20 protein-coding genes and 1 riboswitch are annotated in these 22068 nt (G+C 71.0%); of the genes, 10 read left to right on the top strand and 10 right to left on the bottom strand.

The features are described from left to right. Window positions 1-44 precede the first annotated feature (44 nt). Both HYE82_RS05855 and HYE82_RS05860 read left to right on the top strand, forming a co-directional pair. A complete protein-coding gene (locus HYE82_RS05855; protein WP_179172846.1) occupies window positions 45-1010 on the top strand; it encodes a diacylglycerol kinase family protein in 966 nt (321 codons plus the stop codon). A gap of 319 nt (window positions 1011-1329) precedes the next feature. Continuing rightward, entirely contained in the window at window positions 1330-1587 is a 258-nt protein-coding gene (locus HYE82_RS05860) for a WhiB family transcriptional regulator (RefSeq protein WP_003953983.1), read from the top strand. Between the two features lie 195 nt (window positions 1588-1782). On the opposite strand, the gene HYE82_RS05865 is transcribed toward HYE82_RS05860, so the two are convergent. Both HYE82_RS05865 and HYE82_RS05870 read right to left on the bottom strand, forming a co-directional pair. Next, complete coding sequence (locus tag HYE82_RS05865; RefSeq protein WP_179172886.1) at window positions 1783-3252, bottom strand: sensor histidine kinase; 1470 nt, start codon at window positions 3250-3252, stop codon at window positions 1783-1785. 360 nt (window positions 3253-3612) lie between these two features. Beyond that, complete coding sequence (locus HYE82_RS05870) at window positions 3613-4206, bottom strand: TetR/AcrR family transcriptional regulator (protein ID WP_179172847.1); 594 nt, start codon at window positions 4204-4206, stop codon at window positions 3613-3615. Window positions 4207-4290: 84 nt separating this feature from the next. Here HYE82_RS05870 and HYE82_RS05875 point away from each other — a divergent pair, with 84 nt between their 5' ends. Together HYE82_RS05875 and nagB are read left to right on the top strand one after the other, a co-directional pair. Next, window positions 4291-5052, top strand: coding sequence for an SDR family oxidoreductase (locus HYE82_RS05875; protein ID WP_179172848.1), 762 nt, complete (start codon window positions 4291-4293; stop codon window positions 5050-5052). Window positions 5053-5288: 236 nt separating this feature from the next. Next, window positions 5289-6074 carry a glucosamine-6-phosphate deaminase gene (nagB, locus tag HYE82_RS05880; protein ID WP_179172849.1) on the top strand — a complete coding sequence of 262 codons (786 nt, stop codon included), beginning with the start codon at window positions 5289-5291 and terminating at the stop codon, window positions 6072-6074. Window positions 6075-6268: 194 nt separating this feature from the next. On the opposite strand, the gene HYE82_RS05885 is transcribed toward nagB, so the two are convergent. From HYE82_RS05885 to HYE82_RS05900, 4 genes are all read right to left on the bottom strand, one after another. Then, window positions 6269-7759 carry a glycoside hydrolase family 3 protein gene (locus HYE82_RS05885; protein ID WP_179172850.1) on the bottom strand — a complete coding sequence of 497 codons (1491 nt, stop codon included), beginning with the start codon at window positions 7757-7759 and terminating at the stop codon, window positions 6269-6271. A 6-nt stretch (window positions 7760-7765) separates the two neighbouring features. Next, entirely contained in the window at window positions 7766-8602 is an 837-nt protein-coding gene (locus tag HYE82_RS05890; protein ID WP_256986955.1) for a carbohydrate ABC transporter permease, read from the bottom strand. Window positions 8603-8634: 32 nt separating this feature from the next. Continuing rightward, entirely contained in the window at window positions 8635-9741 is a 1107-nt protein-coding gene (locus HYE82_RS05895) for an ABC transporter permease subunit (protein ID WP_179172851.1), read from the bottom strand. Between the two features lie 153 nt (window positions 9742-9894). Continuing rightward, window positions 9895-11178 (bottom strand): extracellular solute-binding protein, encoded by a 1284-nt coding sequence (locus HYE82_RS05900; RefSeq protein WP_179172852.1) that lies wholly within the window; start codon window positions 11176-11178, stop codon window positions 9895-9897. Window positions 11179-11479: 301 nt separating this feature from the next. Between HYE82_RS05900 and HYE82_RS05905 the strand changes: the two genes are divergently transcribed. The 3 genes from HYE82_RS05905 to HYE82_RS05915 all read left to right on the top strand — a co-directional run bounded on the left by HYE82_RS05905 (window position 11480) and on the right by HYE82_RS05915 (window position 14789). Beyond that, a complete protein-coding gene (locus HYE82_RS05905) occupies window positions 11480-12244 on the top strand; it encodes a GntR family transcriptional regulator (protein ID WP_179172853.1) in 765 nt (254 codons plus the stop codon). A 191-nt stretch (window positions 12245-12435) separates the two neighbouring features. Continuing rightward, a complete protein-coding gene (locus tag HYE82_RS05910) occupies window positions 12436-14589 on the top strand; it encodes a carbon starvation CstA family protein (protein WP_179172854.1) in 2154 nt (717 codons plus the stop codon). Beyond that, complete coding sequence (locus HYE82_RS05915; protein ID WP_179172855.1) at window positions 14586-14789, top strand: YbdD/YjiX family protein; 204 nt, start codon at window positions 14586-14588, stop codon at window positions 14787-14789. The genes HYE82_RS05910 and HYE82_RS05915 overlap by 4 nt, the downstream gene beginning before the upstream one ends. A 60-nt stretch (window positions 14790-14849) precedes the next feature. On the opposite strand, the gene HYE82_RS05920 is transcribed toward HYE82_RS05915, so the two are convergent. Further along, window positions 14850-15434 (bottom strand): Uma2 family endonuclease, encoded by a 585-nt coding sequence (locus HYE82_RS05920; RefSeq protein WP_179172856.1) that lies wholly within the window; start codon window positions 15432-15434, stop codon window positions 14850-14852. Between the two features lie 78 nt (window positions 15435-15512). Between HYE82_RS05920 and HYE82_RS05925 the strand changes: the two genes are divergently transcribed. The 3 genes from HYE82_RS05925 to HYE82_RS05935 all read left to right on the top strand — a co-directional run bounded on the left by HYE82_RS05925 (window position 15513) and on the right by HYE82_RS05935 (window position 19822). Beyond that, window positions 15513-16010, top strand: a complete 498-nt coding sequence (locus tag HYE82_RS05925; protein ID WP_179172857.1) for a GNAT family N-acetyltransferase — start codon at window positions 15513-15515, stop codon at window positions 16008-16010. A 50-nt stretch (window positions 16011-16060) separates the two neighbouring features. After that, window positions 16061-16201: riboswitch (cobalamin riboswitch) on the top strand. A gap of 151 nt (window positions 16202-16352) precedes the next feature. Further along, complete coding sequence (locus HYE82_RS05930) at window positions 16353-18758, top strand: ribonucleoside-diphosphate reductase subunit alpha (RefSeq protein WP_309144216.1); 2406 nt, start codon at window positions 16353-16355, stop codon at window positions 18756-18758. Between the two features lie 107 nt (window positions 18759-18865). Beyond that, a complete protein-coding gene (locus HYE82_RS05935) occupies window positions 18866-19822 on the top strand; it encodes a ribonucleotide-diphosphate reductase subunit beta (protein WP_179172888.1) in 957 nt (318 codons plus the stop codon). 112 nt (window positions 19823-19934) lie between these two features. Here HYE82_RS05935 and HYE82_RS05940 read toward each other — a convergent pair whose 3' ends face one another. The 3 genes from HYE82_RS05940 to HYE82_RS05950 form a co-directional block, all read right to left on the bottom strand. Continuing rightward, window positions 19935-20132 (bottom strand): hypothetical protein, encoded by a 198-nt coding sequence (locus tag HYE82_RS05940; protein WP_179172859.1) that lies wholly within the window; start codon window positions 20130-20132, stop codon window positions 19935-19937. Between the two features lie 45 nt (window positions 20133-20177). Continuing rightward, on the bottom strand, window positions 20178-20813 hold the full coding sequence (def, locus tag HYE82_RS05945) for a peptide deformylase (RefSeq protein WP_179172860.1): 636 nt from the start codon (window positions 20811-20813) through the stop codon (window positions 20178-20180). 65 nt (window positions 20814-20878) lie between these two features. Then, entirely contained in the window at window positions 20879-21868 is a 990-nt protein-coding gene (locus HYE82_RS05950; protein ID WP_179172861.1) for a hypothetical protein, read from the bottom strand. Window positions 21869-22068: the final 200 nt, after the last annotated feature.

A 22068-nucleotide genomic window follows, 5' to 3' on the forward strand; every position in this document is an offset into this window, starting at 1 on the left:
GGGCGGTATGGGACCCGTATGAACGGGTCGGTAGGCTGGCGGTCATGCGTGCACTCCTCGTGGCCAACCCAGCAGCGACGACCACCAGTGCGCGCACGCGCGACGTCTTGATCCACGCCCTGGCCAGCGAGATGAAGCTGGAGGCGGTGACCACCGAGTACCGGGGGCACGCCCGGGACCTGGGCCGGCGGGCGGCCGAGAGCGGCCTCGACCTCGTGGTGGCGCTGGGCGGCGACGGCACCGTCAACGAGGTGGTCAACGGCCTGCTGCACAACGGCCCCGATCCGGAGCGGCTGCCCAGGCTGGCGGTGGTGCCGGGCGGCTCGACGAACGTGTTCGCCCGCGCGCTCGGCCTGCCCAACGATGCGGTGGAGGCGACGGGCGCCCTGCTCGACGCGCTGCGCGAGCACCGCGAGCGCACGGTGGGCCTGGGGCTGGCGGCCGGCGCGCCCGGCTCGGAGGACGAGTCCGTCCCGGCCCGCTGGTTCACCTTCTGCGCGGGCTTCGGCTTCGACGCGGGTGTGGTGGGGCGGGTGGAGCAGCAGCGGGAGCGGGGCAAGCGTTCGACGCACGCCCTTTATGTACGACAGCTCATGCGCCAGTTCTGGGAGGAGCCGAACCGGCGGCGCGGCACGGTGACGCTGGAGCGCCCGGGCGCGGATCCGGTGACGGACCTGGTGCTGTCCATAGTCTGCAACACCTCTCCCTGGACCTACCTGGGCAATCGGCCCCTGTACGCGTCTCCCGAGGCCTCCTTCGACACCGCGCTTGACGTATTGGCGCTCAGCCGTTTGTCAACTCCGGCCGTCGCGCGCTACGCCACACAGCTCCTGACCTCGACTCCTGAGCGCGGCCCGCATGGCAAGCACGCCGTGACACTGCACGATCTGACCGACTTCACCTTGCATTCGAAGGTGCCGCTTCCCTTCCAGATGGACGGAGACCACCTCGGATTGCGGACCAGCGTTCGGTTCACAGGCGTTCGCCGTGCACTGCGTGTGATTGTGTGAGTAGAAGGCCCGAAACTCCTTCTAGTCGAACGTTTACGCGTCGATCCACCCTCAGGATGTAGGGCTGTGACCTAGTAGACACCGACGAATCAAAAAAAACTTTCCGGAAGGGGTTGTATCCCCGTCCGAGGTTTGCGAATCTCTTCATGGCGATCGGGACAGCCCGCAGAACCGGCTCCCGAAGACGCCAGAACCCCACCACGAGTCCTTGACTGACCACCCGCCACCCCTGGGCGGTCGCCCTTCCCTTACGGGGGGATTCGTGAAAGCGTTCACATTCACAAGCAACCTGCCCGCAATACAAGGAGATGGAGCAGCCATGGACTGGCGTCACAACGCCGTTTGCCGCGAGGAAGACCCGGAACTCTTCTTCCCCATCGGCAACACCGGTCCTGCGCTGCTGCAGATCGAGGAAGCCAAGGCCGTCTGCCGCCGTTGCCCCGTCATGGAGCAGTGCCTGCAGTGGGCGCTCGAGTCCGGCCAGGACTCCGGCGTCTGGGGCGGTCTCAGCGAGGACGAGCGCCGCGCCATGAAGCGCCGCGCCGCCCGCAACCGGGCGCGCAACGCCAGCGCCTGACATTGACTTTCGAGCCTCGAGCCGCAGCGCGTAGTAACACCTGGTAGCGCTCAGCAACGTGCTCTTGAGCCCCGGACGGGAACGTCACCGGCCACCGCCGGAAGTTCCCTCCGGGGCTCAGTGCTGTCCGCGGCGCTCCGCCGCCGGCAGCCGACAGCCCACGACCCCGTCACGCTCCGTGACGGGGTCGTCGCGTTACTTCTGCGGGCTGACGGGGACGTCGAGGACGACCTTGGTGCCGCGGGGCTCCGCCCGCACCATGTCGAAGGTGCCGCCGAGCTCGCCCTCCACGAGGGTGCGGACGATCTGCAGGCCGAGGTTGCCGGCCTTCTGCGGGTCGAAGCCCTCGGGTAGGCCGGAGCCGTCGTCGAGGATCGTGATGAGCAGCCGGCCGTCGGCCCGGCCGGAGCCGCTGCGGACCGCGGTGACCTCCACCGTGCCGCCCTCCCCCTGGGTGAAGGCGTGCTCCAGGGCGTTCTGCAGGATCTCGGTCAGCACCATCGACAGCGGAGTGGCCACCTCCGCGTCCAGGATCCCGAACCGGCCGATGCGGCGGCAGTCCACCTTGCCCGGCGAGATCTCGGCGACCATCGCGATCACGCGGTCGGCGATCTCGTCGAACTCCACCCGCTCGTCGAGGTTCTGGGACAGGGTCTCGTGCACGATCGCGATCGAACCGACCCGGCGCACGGCCTCGTTGAGCGCCTCGCGACCGGTATCCGAATCCATCCGCCGGGCCTGCAGCCGCAACAGTGCGGCCACGGTCTGGAGGTTGTTCTTCACCCGGTGGTGGATCTCCCGGATGGTCGCGTCCTTGGTGATCAGTTCGCGTTCGCGACGTCGCAGTTCGGTGACGTCGCGGCACAGGACGAGGGAGCCGATCCGGGTGCCCTTCGGCTTGAGGGGGATGGCCCGCAGCTGGATGACCCCGCCGTTGCCCTCGATCTCGGTCTCGCGCGGGGCCCAGCCGCTGGCGAGCTTGACGAGCGCCTCGTCCACCGGGCCGCGGGACGGGGCGAGTTCGGCGGTGATGGTGCCCAGGTGCTGCCCGACGAGGTCGGAGGCGAGGCCGAGCCTGTGGTACGCGGACAGCGCGTTGGGGGACGCGTACGTGACGACCCCGTCGGCGTCGAGCCGCATCAGGCCGTCCCCGACACGCGGGGAGGCGTCCATGTCGACCTGCTGCCCGGGGAACGGGAAGGACCCGGCCGCGATCATCTGGGCCAGGTCGGAGGCGGACTGCAGGTAGGTCAGCTCCAGCCGGCTGGGTGTACGCACAGTGAGCAGGTTGGTGTTCCGTGCGATCACGCCCAGGACCCGGCCCTCGCGGCGCACCGGGATGGACTCGACGCGGACGGGCACCTCCTCGCGCCACTCCGGGTCGCCCTCGCGCACGATCCGGCCCTCGTCCAGGGCGGCGTCGAGCAGCGGGCGCCGGCCGCGCGGCACCAGGTGGCCCACCATGTCGTCCTGGTACGAGGTGGGCCCGGTGTTGGGGCGCATCTGCGCGACCGAGACGTACCGGGTGCCGTCGAGGGTGGGCACCCACAGCACGAGGTCGGCGAAGGAGAGGTCGGAGAGCAGCTGCCACTCCGAGACCAGCAGGTGGAGCCACTCCAGGTCGGTTTCACCGAGAGCGGTGTGCTGGCGTACGAGGTCGTTCATGGAGGGCACGTGGCGAGCGTACCCCGGGCTCGGGCCATGACTTTCCCCACGGCGACTACCGGGGAGTATCCAGGAAGGGTCCACTCCGCGTACTGTTGGAGGAAGTCACGGGTTTCCGGTGCCCGACATTGGATGGACAGAACAGAATGGTCTAGTCCACAATTGACGTAAGCTTCCGCCCTCCCCGCACAGGAGGACGGATCGAGGTGGGCCACGCGCTCTGCCCTGACCGCGCAGGCAACCTCCCAACCGGCCGCCGGGAACCGCACACCCGCCGGCCGTAAGTACTCCGGGCTACGGTGCCGGGCGGGCTGAGGGTCCCGCCCCGGCACCGTGGCCCAGAGGAATCCGCCGGTGCGGCTACTGCGGCCAGGCGCGCACCGCGACCTTCGCGACCGCCTCCAGCTCCTCCCGGGTCGCCCCGTCGCGCGACTGCTGCGACATCCCCTGGAGCACCGACGCCGCGTACCTGGCCAGCGCCCGCGCGTCCGTGTCCGCGGGCAGCACCCCGGCCGCGACGTCCGCCCGGATCCGGCCCTCGAACAGCGCCACACTGGCCGCGCGCCGCTCGCGCAGTGCCTCCGCCACCTCCGGCGAGGTGGTGTTGACGGCAGCACTGATCACCATGCAGCCCGGCGGGTGCGCCGGGTCGGTGTACACCTCGGCGGCCTCGCGCAGGATGCGCTCCATCGCGGCGCGGGCGGTGGGCTCCTCGGCCAGCGCGATGCTCGCGAAGTCCGCGTACCGGCCGCCGTAGACGACCACCACCTCGTCGAAGAGCTTGCGCTTGTCCCCGAAGGCCGCGTAGAGGCTGGGCGCGCTGATCCCGAGCGACGCGGTCAGGTCGGAGATCGACGTCGCCTCGTAGCCGTTCTCCCAGAAGGCGAGCATCGCCTTGTCGAGAGCGGCGTCGCGGTCGAAGGAGCGGGGCCTGCCCCGCTGTCCGGTCACCATGCCCGGATTCTATAGCGGCCGCTATGGAATCTGGTACGGTCCGTTTCTGTAGCGACCACTACTGAATGCGAAGGGGGGCGCGCCATGGGCGTGCTCACAGGAAAGACGGCACTGGTCACGGGTGGCAGCCGGGGCATCGGACGGGCGATCGCGCAGCGGCTCGCGCGGGACGGCGCGCTGGTCGCGGCGCACTACGGGCAGAACGAGGCGGCGGCCGCGGAGACGGTGGCGGCGATCACGGCGGCCGGCGGGCGGGCGTTCGCGATCCGCGCGGAGCTCGGGGTGCCGGGCGACGCCGAGGCGCTCTGGGCGGCGTACGAGGCCCACCCGCTGCACACCGCGGAGGTGGACATCCTGGTCAACAACGCGGGCGCCCCGGCCTTCGCGGGCATCGCGGAGACGGACGAGGAGACCTACGACCGGGTGCAGGCGCTCAACGCGAAGGCGCCGTTCTTCGTGATCCGGCACGGGCTGGCCCGGCTGCGGGACGGCGGGCGGATCGTCAACGTGACCGGCACCCCGGACATCGCCCTGCCGGCGATCCTGGCCACGATCGCGGCGAAGGGCGCGGTCAACGCGCTGACCCGCTCCCTCTCCGCCGAGCTGGCCCCGCGCGGGATCACCGTGAACTCGGTGGGCCCGGGCATCACGGACACCGACCTGAACGCCGCCTGGCTGGCGGACCCCGCAGCGCGGGCGCACGCCGCCTCCCGGTCGGTCTTCCACCGGCTGGGCACGGCGGAGGAGGTCGCGGACGTGGTGGCCTTCCTGGCCTCGCCGGACTCCCGCTGGGTGACGGGCCAGCACCTGGACGCGACGGGAGGCCTCCAGTTGGCCCTGCTCTGACGGTGCCGGGGCGTCGGACGGAGCGGAGGGGTGTGCCGATCCCGGCGCGCGGGTCGTGGGGCCCGGCACGCCCGCCGCTCCGGAGGCGTACGAGGGGCCGCAGTCCCACTCCGGAGCACCGACGGGGGAACGGTCGGACCACCATGGATCCGAGGCGCATTCCGCGGCCGGAGCGGCCCCGACTCTGCTAGATTGGTCTATACCACATACCCGCACTCCAGATCGGCAGGCATCGCGTGGAAGTTGTCATCGTCCCGGACGCCAAGGCAGGCGGAGAGCTCATCGCGGAGGCCATCGCCTCGCTGCTGCGCCGCAAGCCCGACGCCCTGCTCGGCGTGGCGACCGGCTCTACCCCGCTGCCCGTCTACGAGGCACTGACGGCCAAGGTGAGGGCCGGCGAGGTCGACGCCGCCCGGGCCCGCGTCTGCCAGCTCGACGAGTACGTCGGCCTGCCGGCCGGGCACCCGGAGTCCTACCGGGCCACCGTGCTCCGCGAGGTCGTCGAGCCCCTCGGCCTGGCCGAGGCTTCCTTCATGGGCCCCGACGGGTCCGCCGAGGACCTGGTCGCCGCGTGCGAGGAATACGACCGCGCGCTCGCGGAGGCCGGCGGTGTCGACCTCCAGCTGCTGGGCATCGGCACCGACGGGCACATCGGGTTCAACGAGCCGTGCTCCTCGCTCTCCTCGCGCACCCGCATCAAGACTCTGACGGAGCAGACCCGCGTCGACAACGCGCGCTTCTTCGGCGACGACCTGGAGCAGGTGCCGCACCACGTGATCACCCAGGGCATCGGCACCATCCTCGACGCCCGCCACCTGGTCCTCCTCGCCACCGGTGCGGGCAAGGCCGAGGCCGTCGCGCAGACCGTCGAGGGCCCGCTGTCCGCGCTGGTCCCGGCCTCCGCGCTGCAGCTGCACCGGCACGCGACCGTCGTCGTGGACGAGGCCGCCGCCTCCGAGCTGAAGCTCGCGGACTACTTCCGCCACACCTACGCCAACAAGCCGGCCTGGCAGGGCCTGTAGGCCGGAAGGCCGCAGGACGGCGGACGGCGGACGGCGGACGGCGGACGAAGGACGGACGGAAAGGCCGGAAGGCCGGGCCCCCTCCACAGGGCCCGGCCTTCCGGCCGTCCGGCGCCGCTCGTCCGCCGGCGCCCCACGCACCGGCGGACGGGCGGACGGACAGGGCCGGCAGCGGGCAGCGGGCAGCGCCCCGGCTACCGGCGCGCGATGGCCTCCGCCGCCGCGCGCCCGCACACCCGTGCGGCGCCGTGGGTGGCGATGTACAGGGCCCCGCGCGGCTCGGCCCGCGGCAGCCCCATCTCGACCACGACCGTGTCCGGCCTGGCCGCGACCAGCGCGTCCAGGACCTCGGCCATCCACGGGTGCCGGTGCGCGTCGCGGACCACGGCGACCACCGTGCGGTCGCCGGCCGCCGCCAGGATGTCCGCGGCCGCGGCGCCCCGCGGGTACAGGCCCGAGCCGGTCCCCGGCACCAGCGCGGCCAGCTCGGCGGCCACGCCCCACGGGGTCTCGTCGCCCACCGCGATGTTGGCGACGGGGGCGAGCGTGGCGACGTACGGGACGGAGACGGGCGCCCCGCCGCCGGAGACGGTCAGCGCGCGGCGGGCCGCCTCCAGGCCGATGCCGGGCGCGCCCCCCTCCGGCGCGCCCGGCACGGCGGAGGCGGGCCGGGCCGAGCGGGTCCACTCGGCCAGTGCCCGGACCCGGGCTGCCGCGTCGGCGAGCCGCTCCTCGGGGAGCGTGCCCTCGCGCACGGCGGTGACCAGGGCGTCGCGGAGGCGGATCACGGTGGCCTCGTCGGCGAGCCCGCCGCCCACGCAGATCGCGTCGGCACCGGCGGCGATGGCGAGGACGGAGCCGCGCTCGATGCCGTACGTCCCGGCGATGGCGTGCATCTCCATGCCGTCGGTGACGATCAGGCCCTCGTGGCCGAGCTCCTTGCGCAGCAGTCCGGTCAGGATCTGCGGGCTGAGGGTGGCGGGCCGGGCGGGGTCGAGGGCGGGCACCAGGATGTGCGCGCTCATCACGGCCTTGGTGCCGGCCTCGATGGCGGCCCGGAACGGGACCAGTTCGCGTACGGCCAGGGTCTGAAGGTCCACGTCGATGCGCGGCAGCGCGTGGTGCGAGTCGACGCTGGTGTCGCCGTGGCCCGGGAAGTGCTTGGTGCAGGCGGCGACGCCGGCGGCCTGCAGGCCCTCGACGTACGCGGCGGTGTGCCGGGCGGCGAGGCCGGTGTCGGCGCCGAAGGACCGTACGCCGATGACCGGGTTGTCGGGGTTGGAGTTGACGTCGGCGGACGGGGCCCAGTTGAGGTTGACCCCGCACTCGGCGAGGCGGCGGCCCAGCTCGCGGGCCACACTGCGGGTCAGGCCGGTGTCGTCGACGGCGCCCAGGGCCAGGTTGCCGGGGAAGGAGGAGCCGCCGCGGACCTCCAGGCGCGTGACGTCGCCGCCCTCCTCGTCGATGGCGACGAGGACCTCGTCCCGCTCGGCCCGCAGCTGCGCGGTCAGCGCGGCGAGCTGCTCCGGCGAGGCGATGTTGCGGCCGAACAGGCCGACGGCGGTGAGGCCCTCGGCGACCCGGCGCAACACCCAGGCGGGGGCGGTGGTGCCCTCGAAGCCCGGCTGGAGGACGGCGAGCGCGTCGCGGGTCAGGGTGTCGGTGCGGTGCGCAAGGACAGTCATGGGCCGTTATCCCTTCACGGCGCCGGAGGTCATGCCGCCGACGGCCTTGCGCTGGAGGAAGACGAAGATGACCAGGACCGGGGCCGCGAAGAGGGAGGACGCGGCCATGGTGGCGCCCCAGTCGTTGCCGAAGGCGGTCTGGAACTGGGTCAGCCACAGCGGCAGGGTCTGCGCCGTCTTCTCCTTGTTCAGGATCAGGACCATGGCGAACTCGTTCCAGGCGGTGATGAAGCCGAAGAGCGAGGTGGACATCAGGCCGGGGGCCAGCAGCGGGAGGATCACCTTGCGGAAGGCCTGGCCGCGGGTGCAGCCGTCGATCTGGGCGGCCTCCTCCAGCGTCACCGGGACGGCGGCGATGAAGCCGCGCAGGGTCCAGATGGTGAAGGGCAGGACCATCACGAAGTAGATCGCGGTCAGCAGCGCGAGGCTGTTCAGCATCTCGGCGTCGCGGGCGATCATGTACATCGCGATGACCATGACCTCCCAGGGGGCCATCTGCGCCATCATCACGCCGAGGACGAGGCCTTTGCGGCCCTTGAACTTCATGCGGGCGATCGCGAAGCTCGCGGCGAGGGCCACGAGCAGCGCCAGCAGGACGGCTCCGACGGTGACCAGCAGGCTGTTCTGCACGTACGTCCAGAAGAACTCGACGCCGGTGGCCTTGGTGAAGTTGCGAAACGTCGGCGTGAAGGCGAAGACCGGGTCCTTGGTGAGGATCTGGCCGGACGGCTTGAGGGCCGAGGAGAACATCCAGTAGACGGGGAAGACGAAGACCGCGGCCAGGACGAGGGCGGCGAGGTTCTTCGCGACGGCTCCCGGGCGGAGCGGACGGCGGGTGCGCAGCCGCGGCGCGGGCTTGGGGGCGGGGCTCGTGCTCACTGCTCCTCCTCCTGCTTCAGGATCAGGCGGAAGTAGAAGGACATGACGACCACGAGCATCACGATCGTCAGGACGGAGATCGCTGCCGCGAGCGCGTAGTGGCCCTGGCTCTGGCCCTCGACGAAGGCGAAGACGGGCAGGGTCTCGGAGGCGCGGTCGGGGCCGCCGCGGTTCATCGCGTAGACCTGGGTGAAGGCCTTGAACACCCAGATCACCTCAAGGAAGGTGGTGACGAGGAAGAACGGCCTGAGGTTGGGGAAGACGACCTGCCAGAAGGTCTGCCAGCCGTTCGCGCCGTCCATCCGCGCGGCCTCGTACAGCTCGGCACTGACGGTGGTCAGGCCGGCGTACATGTTGAGGGCGACGAAGGGGACGGATCCCCAGACCACCAGGACCGTGATGATCACCAGGGTCGACCAGCCGGTCTCGAACCAGTTGTGCTGCTCGTAGCCGGAGAAGCCGAGCGTGCGCATGACCCAGTTCATGACGCCGAACTGCTCGTCGAACAGCCACTGGAAGACCGTCACGGACGCGACGATCGGCATGGCCCAGGCCATCACCAGGGCCATCGACAGGACCAGGCGCATCCACTTCCCCAGCCGGTTCAGCAGGAGGCCGAGGAGGCTGCCGACCGCCATGATGAGCGCGACGTTGGCGGCGGTGAAGGCGAAAGTGCGGACGACGACGGTCCAGAAGTGCCCGTCGCCCAGCAGCTGGGTGTAGTTCTCGACGCCGTGGAAGGGCGCCCTGCGCTGGATGAACTCGATCCTGTCGACCTTCTGGAAGGACAGGATGACGTTCTTGGCCAGCGGGTACAGCAGCAGCGCGGCCATGCTGAGCACCGCCGGCGCGATCAGCAGGTACGGCAGCCGGCCCGAGGGCGGCGAGGATGCGGCACCGCGAGGAGACGGGGCCTTCTTCGAGGTCTTCTCCGATCCCTTGGGGCCCTTCGTGGGGCCCTTCGTGGGGCCCTTCGCGGGGCCCTGCCCCCCGGCCCCGGTGGGCTGCGGCTGCTGAGGCGCCCCCGACGTGCGCAGCCGCCCGCCGGACTCGTGTGGTGCGCCCTGTGGAGCGGGCGCCGCTCCCTGGGAGTGCACGGTCATGTTGTGGTTTCCTCGCGGTTGGCTGGGGCGACCGGCGTCCGTCGCACCCGGGTCGGCAGCGGGCGGGCGTCGCGTACGGCTGTCCGTGCGGCCGGGGGTGCGGCGGGCGCAGCCGGCGTCCGCCGCACCCCCCGGTGCAGGTGTGGAGCGGTGCTACTTGTTGATGCGGCTCGCGATTTCCTTGTCCGCGTCCGCGCCCGCCTTGGCGGCGTCCTCACCCTTGAGGACCTTGGTCATGAACTCCTTGATCGGGTTGGGCTCGGTCTCGACGTTCGCCCAGCCCGGGGTGACCGGGGTGATCCTGCCGTTGACGCCGGCCTTGCCCATGGCCTCGGCGAAGGAGCCGGCGGCCGGGGTGAACTGGGCGGCGGCCTGGTTCGGCAGCGACGCGCCCTTGATCTCGGCGGCGTACTTCGTCATCTGGTCCTTGCCGGTGGCCAGGGCCAGCCACTCCTTGGCGAGCTCCTTGTTCCTGGAGCGCTCGGCGACGGCGAGGTTCGAGCCGCCCAGGAAGACGGTGCCGGGCTTGTCGGCGGTCTTCCCCGGGATCGGGAAGTAGCCGAAGTCGGCCTCCTTGCCCGCCTCCTTCAGGGCCTTCTCCGCGCCGCCGGCCTCCCAGCCGAGACCGATCCAGGAAGCGACGCCGCCCTTGGGGACGATGTCGGTGGACTGCTGCGGGGTGGCCTCGTCCTTGTCCTTCGGGGCGGTGGAGTAGGACTGCAGCTTCTTGTAGAACTCCATCGCGGAGGCCGCCTGCGGGGTGCCGAGCCCGCCCTTCCACTTGCCGCCGTCCTTGACGGCGAGCTCGCCGCCCTCGTCCCAGATGAGGCCCGCGAGGACGTACCAGCTCTGGCCGGGGAGGTGGATCGGCTGCGTGGACGGGTCGGCCGCCTTGAGCTTCTCCAGGCCGGCGATCCACTCGTCACGGGTCGTCGGCGGGGTGACGCCGGCCTTGGCGAAGGCCTTCTTGTCGTAGACGACGACGCGGTTGGCCGCGTACCAGGGGGCGGAGTAGAGCTTGCCCTCGTACTCGGCGGAGGCGAGCATGCTCTTCTGCCAGGCGTCGGCGCCCAGCTTGCCCTTCTCCTTGGTCAGGTCGGCGAGACCGCCGGTGACCGCGTAGCCGGCGCTCTGGGTGTTGCCGAGCTCCAGGACGTCCGGCGGGGTGTTCTCCGAGAGGGCCGTGGTGACCTTCTCCTGGATGCCCTTCCACGCCTGGACCTCGACCTTGACGGTGACCCCGGGGTGCTTGGCCGAGAACTCCTTGTTGACCTCGTCGATCCAGGCCTTCGGCGCGGAGCCGTCCATCACCCAGACGGTGATCTCCTTGGCGCCGCCCGCATCGGCCGTGCCCTCGTCGCCGCCACCGTTGCCACACGCCGCTGCACCGGCCATCATGCCCGCGACACCGACCGCCGCGATGAGCTTGCGCTTCACGCCACCCTCCTCAGGGATGCTGCCTGCAACTTCCCTCGCCCGCCGCGGTGATGCACCGAGTACTTCACGCGTACTGCCCGTGGGGCCGGGATCCGATCCATATTGGTGTAGACCAGTAACCGGAGCTTGGCCTAGACCTTTAGGGGTGTCAAGGGTCTAATGATCGGGTGCCGCGTCCGTTACCGGACCGACACCTGGGGGAGGACTTCAGGCCCGTCCCCCCACCCGTGTCACCATGTGACCGCACATATCGGAGGAGCCGGTGACGGCAGCGAAACTGGAGTCGGGAAGGCGGGCGGCGATGGCCACCGAAGGGGCGACCACCGAGCCGGAGGGTGGTGCGGCCACGCGCACCGCACGCGTGCCCAAGTACTACCGACTCAAGCGGCACTTGCTCGACATGACGGAAACGCTGCCGCCCGGCACACCCGTCCCTCCCGAGCGCACCCTCGCCGCCGAGTTCGACACCTCCCGCACCACCGTGCGCCAGGCCCTCCAGGAGCTCGTCGTCGAGGGCAGGCTGGAGCGCATCCAGGGCAAGGGCACCTTCGTGGCCAAGCCCAAGGTCTCCCAGCCGCTGCAACTGTCCTCCTACACCGAGGACATGCGGGCGCAGGGCCTGGAGCCCACCTCACAGCTCCTGGACATCGGCTACGTGACCGCCGACGACACCCTGGCCGGACTGCTCAAGATCGCCACGGGCGGGCGCGTCCTGCGCATCGAGCGGCTCCGCCTGGCCAGCGGCGAGCCGATGGCCATCGAGACCACGCATCTGTCGGCCAAGCGCTTCCCCGCCCTGCGCCGCTCCCTGGCCAAGTACACCTCGCTCTACACGGCCCTCGCCGAGGTGTACGGGGTGCGGCTCGCCGAGGCCGAGGAGACCATCGAGACCTCCCTGGCCACCCCCCGCGAGGCAGGACTGCTCGGCACGGACGTCGGCCTGCCGATGCTGATGCTGTCCCGGCACTCCCTGGACGCCGACGGGGAGCCGGTCGAATGGGTCCGCTCGGTCTACCGCGGAGATCGATACAAGTTCGTTGCCCGACTCCAGCGCCCCGCCGTGTGATCCGTAGTTGACTTCGTTCCGCCATGCGGACGGGGGCTTATGTTCACCGGTCAGGCCCCCGTAGATTCCCTGCGCTTGCGCAGATGATCAACGAGGGGACGAGGATCATGCCGGAACCGGAAGCAACAGACACCCAGCGGCACGCGGCGAGTTCGGGCCCGGTACCTGACTCGCCCTCCGCATCAGCCCGCATGACCCCGAAGTCGATCGCCGTGTGGGTGCTCATCGCCCTCATCGGGGCCGTCGGCTGGGCCGTGCTCGCACTCTCCCGCGGCGAGGAGATCTCCGCCGCCTGGCTGCTCGCCGCCGCCCTCGGCTCGTACGCCATCGGCTACCGCTTCTACGCGCGCTTCATCGCGCACCGGGTCCTGCGGGTCGACAAGACCCGGGCCACCCCCGCCGAACGCCTCGACAACGGTGTCGACTTCCACCCGACCGACCGCCGGGTGCTCTTCGGCCACCACTTCGCCGCCGTCGCCGGCGCCGGACCGCTCGTCGGCCCGGTGCTCGCCGCACAGATGGGCTACCTGCCCGGCACCATCTGGATCGTCGCCGGCGTGATCTTCGCGGGTGCCGTCCAGGACATGGTCACCCTGTTCTTCTCCACCCGGCGCGACGGCCGCTCGCTCGGCCAGATGGCCCGGGACGAGATCGGCCCCGTGGGCGGAGCCGCCGCCCTCGTCGCCGTGTTCGCCATCATGATCATCCTGCTGGCGGTGCTCGCCCTGGTCATCGTCAACGCCCTGGCGCACTCGCCCTGGGGCGTGTTCTCCATCGGCATGACCATCCCGATCGCCCTGTTCATGGGCTTCTACCTGCGCGTGCTGAGGCCGGGCCGGGTCACCGAGGTCTCCGTCATCGGCGTCGCCCTGCTGCTGCTCGCCATCGTCGCGGGCGGCTGGGTCGCCGAGTCCTCGCTGGCGTCCACCTTCACCCTGGAGAAGGAGACGCTGATCATCTGGATGGTCGCGTACGGCTTCATCGCCTCGGTGCTGCCGGTGTGGATGCTGCTCGCACCCCGCGACTACCTCTCCACCTTCATGAAGATCGGCACGATCGCGATGCTCGCCCTGGGTGTCGTCATCGCCATGCCGACGCTGAAGATGCCCTCGGTCACCGACTTCGCCGCCCGCGGGGACGGCCCGGTCTTCGCCGGGTCGATGTTCCCCTTCGTCTTCATCACCATCGCCTGCGGGGCGCTGTCCGGCTTCCACTCCCTGGTCTCCTCGGGCACCACCCCGAAGATGATCCAGAAGGAGACCCAGGTCCGGGTCATCGGCTACGGCTCCATGCTGACCGAGTCCTTCGTCGCCGTGATGGCGATGATCTGCGCGTGCATCATCGAGCCCGGCCTGTTCTTCGCGGTCAACTCCCCCGGCGGGGTCGTCGGCACCACCGTCCAGACCGCCTCGGAGGCGGTCACGAACTTCGGCTTCTCCGTCTCCCCCGAGTTCCTCGCCCAGGCCGCGAAGGACGTCGAGGAGACCAGCCTGCTGTCCCGTACGGGCGGAGCGCCGACCTTCGCACTCGGAATGTCGGAAATCTTCTCGGCCGTCGTCGGCGGCGCCGGCATGAAGGCCTTCTGGTACCACTTCGCCATCATGTTCGAGGCGTTGTTCATCCTGACCACGCTGGACGCGGGCACCCGCGTCGGCCGGTTCATGCTCCAGGACACCCTCGGCAACGTGCACAGGTCCTTCAAGGACGTCAGCTGGAAGCCCGGCGTCTGGCTGGCCAGCGCCCTCGTCGTCGGCGGCTGGGGCTACTTCCTGTGGGTCGGCGTCAAGGACCCGCTGGGCGGCATCAACCAGCTCTTCCCTCTGTTCGGCATCGCGAACCAGCTGCTCGCGGCGGTGGCCCTGGCCGTCTGCACGACCCTGCTGGTCAAGTCCGGCCGACTGAAGTGGGCCTGGGTGACCGGCGTCCCGCTGGTGTGGGACGTGGCCGTCACCCTCACCGCGAGCTGGCAGAAGATCTTCTCGGACGACGTGAAGGTCGGCTTCTTCGCCCAGCGCGACAAGTACCAGGACGGCATCGACGCGGGGAAGGTGCTCGCACCCGCGAAGAACATGGACGAGATGCACACGGTGGTCACCAACGCCACCGTCGACGGCGTCCTGGCCGGACTCTTCGCCGCCCTGATCGTCATCGTGCTGCTGGACGCGGCCCGTACCTGCATCCGGGCCGTCCGCAGCCCCGGGACGGTCCGGCTGACCGAGGTCCCGTGGACCGAGTCGAAGATCATCGCCCCGGCCGGGCTCATCGCGACGCCGCAGGAGCGGGCCGAACTCGCCGCCGCCGGGCTCGACTCGGGCGGCGGCCGTGCGAAGGAGCCGGTGGCATGAGCGCCGGCGGGGTGCGCGGCGCGCTGGCGAAGGCGCGGTTCTACGTGCGGGAGTTCTCCGGCGAGGCGGCGTACGACCGGTACGTCGCACATGCCCGCTCCCACGATCCGGACGCCGAGGTCATGACCCGCCGCGCCTTCGAACACGCCCGCACCGACGCCCGCGAGGCGGATCCCCGGGAGGGCTTCCGCTGCTGCTGAGGGCTGCCGCTGTGGAGGGGCCCGCCGGTCGTCCGGCGGGCCCCTTCGTTGTGCGTGACCTCAGCGCACCCAGTCCTTGAGGGGCTCAGTCTGCAGGGTGATGCCGACAGGCTCCGGGAGGATGATGTCCGACCCGTACGGCACGATGTGAACGCTCTCGTACCGGCGGCCGTTCGGCTGGCTGTAAACGGAGACCTCGCACTTGGCCCTGTCGATAAGCAGGTAGACGGGGATGCCTGTTTGCGCGTAGGCCCGCGGCTTCTCGACGTGGTCACGCCGGTGCGTGTCCGAATCCCAGGATGTGACCTCGACGGCCATGAGGATCGGCTCGGGGTCAGCCCAGTCGCCCTGCCCCACAAAAGCGTCCTCGTGTGCCAGTACGGCGTCGGGGATCGCCCGCCCGGTCCGGTACTCCTGCGCCTTGATCCCCATCCCCTGGTGCAACCAGAGTTCAGGCTGGTGCTGGATACAGATCCGCGTGAGCCACTGGATGATCCGCCCGTGGTCCCCGTCCGGCATGGCCTTGCTCCTGATGACACCGTCGATGAATTCCAGCCGCAGTCCCTCGATCTCCCGGGCGCCTATACGCGCGAGGGCTTCGAATTCTTCGGACAGCATGTGGGGCCGGTCAGTCATCACGGTCATGCCTCGCTCGCCTTCCTCGACGGTGCTACTCCAGACGATAGCGCCGGGCGCCTGCCCCCGTCCGGCACACTCGGCGGCATGGACATCGACATCAGGGCGGCCGTGCCCACCGAGTACGAACGGCTGGGAGAGATCACCGGGCAGGCCTACACCGGGGACGGGCTGCTCGACCGGAACGAGGACGACACCTACCTGAACGTCCTGCGCGATGTGGCCGGCCGGGCCGCCGCGGGCGAGGTGCTGGTCGCGGTACGGGACGGGCAGGTGCTCGGCGGGGTGACCTTCGCCCCGCCCGGGAGCCCGCTCGCCGACGTCGCCGGGCCGCACGAGGCCGAGTTCCGCATGCTCGCCGTCGCACCCGAGGCGCGCGGGAGGGGCGTCGGGGAGGCCCTCGTACGGGCGTGCATCGAGCGTGCCCGCGCCCTCGACGGGGTCACCGCACTGACCCTGTCCACCCAGCCGACGATGCGGGGCGCCCAGCGGATCTACGCGCGCCTGGGCTTCGTCCGCACCCCCGAACTGGACTGGTCCCCGATCCCCGCACTGACGCTGCTCACCTACCGACTGGAGCTGTGAGGCCACGCTCAGCAAAGGCCCGGGACACAACATCTAGGGGGTCGCACAGAAACCTCCCCCCACATGTATGCTCGTCCTCGCTGTCGCCGCAGGGGAATCCGGTGCGAATCCGGAACTGTCCCGCAACGGTATGAAGTACACCCATCGGTGTCACCGAAGTCCGACGACCTGCCGACGGCGCGCCCGGCTCGACCGAACCGGGTGCCGACCACGTCCGGGCCTCGAGGTAGGGCCGGCGGACGCCGCGCGGTGCTGCCCTCGGGGCCCCTGCCCGCGCGCGCCCGCTCGCGCCCGCGCCGCCGCCGTCCCGGAGCCGAGCGAGGGAGAGCTCCCCCCGTGACCATCGCGCCTTCCGCACCGCGCGCCGAGTCCGACCCGTCCGACAACGGAACTGAGGGGGGCCCCGGGGCCGCGCTGCTGCGCACCCTCACCGAGCTGACCGCCGACCTTCCCGACACCGACCCGGGCCGGGTCGCCGCCGCCGCCCTGCGCGGCCGCAGCGCGACCGCCGACGAGGCCGAGCTGCGCGGGCTGGCCACCGAGGCCGCGGCCGGTCTGATCTCCGAGGACCCGGCGTACTCGCGGCTGGCGGCCCGGCTCCTGACGATCGCCGTCGCCGAGGAGGCCGCGGGCCAGGGCGCGACCTCCTTCTCCGCCTCGGTCGAGGTCGGCCACCGCGAGGGCCTGATCGCGGACCGCACCGCCGAGTTCGTGCGCACGCACGCGGCCCGGCTGGACGCGCTGGTCGAGCACACGCTCGCCGAGGGCGCCGACGACCGCTTCGGCTTCTTCGGCCTGCGCACCCTGCACAGCCGCTACCTGCTGCGCCACCCGATCACCCGCCAGGTCATCGAGACCCCGCAGCACTTCATGCTGCGCGTGGCCTGCGGCCTCGCCGAGAACGACAGCGTCGCGGCCGTCGAGGAAGTGGCCTCGCTGTACCGGCTGATGAGCCGCCTCGACTACCTGCCGTCCTCCCCCACGCTCTTCAACTCCGGTACCCGGCACCCGCAGATGTCCTCCTGCTACCTGCTGGACTCCCCGCTGGACGAGCTCGACTCGATCTACAGCCGCTACCACCAGGTCGCGCGCCTGTCGAAGCACGCCGGCGGCATCGGCCTGTCGTACTCCCGCATCCGCGCCCGCGGTTCGCTGATCCGCGGCACCAACGGCCACTCCAACGGCATCGTCCCGTTCCTGAAGACCCTCGACGCCTCCGTCGCCGCCGTGAACCAGGGCGGCCGCCGCAAGGGTGCCGCCGCCGTCTACCTGGAGACCTGGCACGCGGACATCGAGGAGTTCCTGGAGCTGCGCGACAACACCGGTGAGGACGCCCGGCGTACGCACAACCTGAACCTGGCGCACTGGATCCCGGACGAGTTCATGCGCCGCGTGAACTCCGACGGCGAGTGGTCGCTGTTCTCCCCGGCCGACGTGCCCGAGCTGGTCGACCTGTACGGCGACGAGTTCGACGCCGCCTACGTCAAGGCCGAGCAGGCGGGCCTGGCCAAGAAGACCATGCCGGCCCGCGAGCTGTACGGCCGCATGATGCGCACCCTCGCGCAGACCGGCCAGGGCTGGATGACCTTCAAGGACGCCTCCAACCGGACCGCGAACCAGACCGCCCTGCCGGGCACGGTCGTCCACTCCTCCAACCTGTGCACCGAGATCATCGAGGTCACCAACGACGGCGAGACGGCCGTCTGCAACCTCGGCTCGGTCAACCTGGGCGCCTTCGTGCTCGCCGAGACGGGCGAGATGGACTGGGAGCGCCTCGACGAGACGGTCCGGACCGCCGTGACCTTCCTCGACCGGGTCGTGGACATCAACTTCTACCCGACCGAGGAGGCCGGCCGCTCCAACGGCAAGTGGCGCCCGGTGGGCCTGGGCGCGATGGGCCTGCAGGACGTCTTCTTCAAGCTGCGCCTGCCCTTCGACTCCGCCGCGGCCAAGGCCCTCTCCACGAAGATCGCCGAGCGGATCATGCTGGCGGCCTACGAGGCCTCCGCCGACCTCGCCGAGAAGCACGGCACCCTCCCGGCCTGGGAGCAGACCCGTACCGCCCAGGGCGTGCTGCACCCCGACCACTACGGTGTCGAGCTCACCTGGCCGGAGCGCTGGGACGCGCTGCGCGCCCGGATCGCGACGACCGGCATGCGCAACTCGCTGCTGCTGGCCATCGCGCCGACCGCGACGATCGCCTCGATCGCCGGCGTGTACGAGTGCATCGAGCCGCAGGTGTCCAACCTGTTCAAGCGCGAGACGCTGTCGGGCGAGTTCCTCCAGGTCAACGGCTACCTGGTGGAGGACCTGAAGAAGCTCGGCGTGTGGGACGCCCAGACCCGCGAGGCGCTGCGCGACTCCTCCGGCTCGGTCCAGGGCTTCAGCTGGATCCCGGCCGAGGTCCGCGAGCTGTACCGCACGGCGTGGGAGATCCCGCAGCGCGGCCTGATCGACATGGCGGCGGCCCGTACGCCGTACCTGGACCAGTCGCAGTCGCTGAACCTCTTCATGGAGACGCCGACCATCGGCAAGCTGTCGTCGATGTACGCGTACGCCTGGAAGCAGGGTCTGAAGACCACGTACTACCTGCGCTCGCGCCCCGCGACGAGGATCGCGCGCGCCGCGTCCGGCACCGCCGTCCCGGCCGCCGTCCCGGCGACCGCCACGCCCCTCCCGCAGGCCCTCGACGCCGAGGCGCTGGCCTGCTCCCTTGAGAACCCCGAGTCCTGCGAGGCCTGCCAGTAATGCCCACCCGTCACCCGGCCACCACCCCTGATGGACGGCGCTCCGCGCCGGAAGCCACTGCCGACAAGAACCTCCTCGACCCGGGCTTCGAGCTGACGCTCCGCCCGATGCGCTACCCGGACTTCTACGAGCGCTACCGGGACGCGATCAAGAACACGTGGACGGTGGAGGAGGTCGACCTCCACTCGGACGTGGCCGACCTGGCGAAGCTGACGCCCGCCGAGCAGCACATGATCGGCCGACTGGTCGCGTTCTTCGCGACGGGCGACTCGATCGTGGCGAACAACCTGGTCCTGACGCTGTACAAGCACATCAACTCCCCGGAGGCGCGCCTGTACCTGTCGCGCCAGCTGTTCGAGGAGGCCGTGCACGTCCAGTTCTACCTGACGCTGCTGGACACCTACCTGCCCGATCCGGAGGACCGCGCCGCCGCGTTCGCCGCGGTCGAGAACATCCCGTCGATCCGGGAGAAGGCCCAGTTCTGCTTCAAGTGGATGGACTCGGTCGAAAAGATCGAGCGGCTGGAGACGAAGGCGGACCGGCGCCGCTTCCTGCTGAACCTGATCTGCTTCGCGGCGTGCATCGAGGGCCTGTTCTTCTACGGCGCCTTCGCGTACGTGTACTGGTTCCGGTCGCGCGGTCTGCTGCACGGCCTGGCCACCGGCACCAACTGGGTGTTCCGGGACGAGACCATGCACATGAACTTCGCGTTCGAGGTCGTGGACACGGTCCGCAAGGAGGAGCCCGAGCTCTTCGACGACGAGCTCCGGCAGCAGGTCACGGACATGCTGAAGGAAGCCGTCGAGGCGGAGCTGCAGTTCGGCCGCGACCTGTGCGGTGACGGCCTGCCGGGCATGAACACCGAGTCGATGCGCGAGTACCTGGAGTGCGTCGCCGACCAGCGCCTGGTCCGTCTCGGCTTCCCGCCGGTGTACGGCTCCCAGAACCCGTTCTCCTTCATGGAGCTGCAGGGTGTCCAGGAGCTGACGAACTTCTTCGAGCGCCGCCCGTCGGCCTACCAGGTCGCCGTCGAGGGCACGGTCGACCTGGACGAGGACTTCTGAGTCCGGTCGGCCCGTCCCGGTACGTGCGCGAGGGCCCCGGCAGCCGTGATCGGCTGCCGGGGCCCTCGCGCGTTCCGTCGGGCGGAGCGGACCGCCTCCGTCCCGGGGCGCCTCAGTCCTGCGGGGGGTGCGGGCGCGGGACACGGCCCAGGCGCGGGCCGAGGCCGTACACGGGGTCGCCCGGCGGGTGCCTGCGCGCCTCGCGCAGCAGGCGGTCGACCACCCGCTCGTGCCGGAGGCCGACCAGGGCCGGGGCGAGTACCACGGCCATCATGGCCAGGACCGCCAGGCAGCCGAGGACGGTGTCCATACCTCCACTGTGGCCCCGGTCCGCGCGGACCGCGCGGCGGGCGGGCTACTCGTTCGGGACGGTCTCGTAGCGCGGGGTGCCCTCGGCCATCTGGCGCAGGGCGTCCTTGCGGTCCCGCTTCGAGAGCCGGTCGATGTACAGGTAGCCGTACAGGTGGTCGGTCTCGTGCTGGAGGCAGCGGGCGAAGTAGCCGGTGCCGCGCACCTTGATCGGGTTGCCCCGGGCGTCCTGGCCGGTGACCTCGGCGTAGTCCGGGCGGGCCAGCGCGGCGTACGCGGTCGGGACGGACAGGCAGCCCTCGTTGGAGTCGTCGAGGACGCGGGAGGCGGCCGGCAGCTCCACGAGCTTCGGGTTGACCACGACGCCGGTGTGGCGCACGCCCTCGTCGTCCGGGCAGTCGTAGACGAAGACCTTGGCATCGACGCCGATCTGGTTCGCGGCCAGGCCCACGCCCTCCGCGGCCCGCTGGCTGGCGAACATGTCGTCGATCAGCTGCGCCAGCTCGTCGCCGAACTCGGTGACGTCCTTGCACTCGCTGTGCAGCACCGGGTTGCCGACCACCGTGATGGGACGGGCGGTGCCGCGTTCGCGGTGGGCGAGCTCGCGCGCCGCACAGTCCTCGGTGTCCACGACGTAACCGTCGTCGTCCACCGCGATGACCTCGTTCTCCTGCTGCGCCATGTCCGCCGTACGCCTTCCGTAAGTCCACCCGTTCACAATGTGCCGGTACAGCCTACGGTGCCCGCTCAGCAGACTTCTTCGAGATCCCGCCACTCCCGGGTGTCCGGGCTGTCGGCGACCCAGCCGTCGAGCAGCCCGCGGACCAGGCCGGCCGGTGCGGCGATGCCGCATTCGCGCTCGGGGACCCACAGGGAGCCGGAGCCGGCCGTGCGGTGGCCCAGCGGGCCGGGGTGGCCGGGTTCGCTGTGGTCGTGGGGGTCCAGGTGCTCGCCGTCGCCCTCGCCGCTCGGCATGACGCTCTCCGAGCAGGTCCGGCACAGCAGCCGCACCGAGGAGGACCAGTCCTCGGCGGCGAAGCCCGCGTCCGAGGCGAGCTGCTCCAGGGCGTCCCTGTCGGCCTCGGTGGCGGCCTCCAGCAGCACCACCCAGGTCGGCACCGGGGACGGCGCCCACAGCTCGATCTCGTCGAAGACGGGGTAGGCGGGGCCGGCCGCGGTGACCCGCTCGCCGTTGGGCACCCCGTCGTGCAGGACGACCTCGCCCCAGCGCCGCCCGGAGGAGGGCAGCGGGATGGACAGCACCTCGATGCGCGCCGGGTCCAGCCGGCGGCCCCAGACCACCTCGGCCTCGCCCTCCGGGGACAGCCGGACGGCGGCGCTGCCGAGTTCCATGCCGACGGGTTCGCCGCCCTTGCCGTGCGGGTCCCCGGGAACCTTCAGCCCGTACGCCTGCCAGGCGCGCCGGGCCAGCGGCCAGTCCTGCAGCGCGGTCGCGGCGATGCCGACGTTCCACCAGTCCGGGGCGCCGGTCTCGCGGTCCAGCAGGGCCACGGCCCGCAGCCCGGCGGCCCGCGCCTGCTCCCAGTCGTGCCGGAACTTGTGCAGCAGGGCCAGGTTGAACCAGGACTCCGACAGCCAGGGCTCCAGGTCGGCGGCCCTGGTCAGCAGCGCACCCGCGTCCTCGTACCGGCCGTCGCCGATCAGCGTGAACGCGCGGTCGGTGGCCTGCCGCCACGAGGCGGAGGGCCTATGCCGTACCTTCCCGAAGATCCTCACGATTCCCGCCTGCTTGGGGGCCCCCAGCGGTGGCTGGGGGACAACGGTGCAGCCTTGCGGACACCCTCACGGACGCTCCTACTGGCATCCAACCATGCCCACTCGGACGGCCGCTCATTACCCATGGGTTACCCAGGCGGGAGCGGGTCAACTCTGTCACGTCCCTCGGGTACCGGGGACCCCGTCGGGCGTGCCCTGTA

Origin of the sequence: Streptomyces sp. BR123, from assembly GCF_013401435.1 — a bacterium.
Lineage (GTDB): Bacteria > Actinomycetota > Actinomycetes > Streptomycetales > Streptomycetaceae > Streptomyces.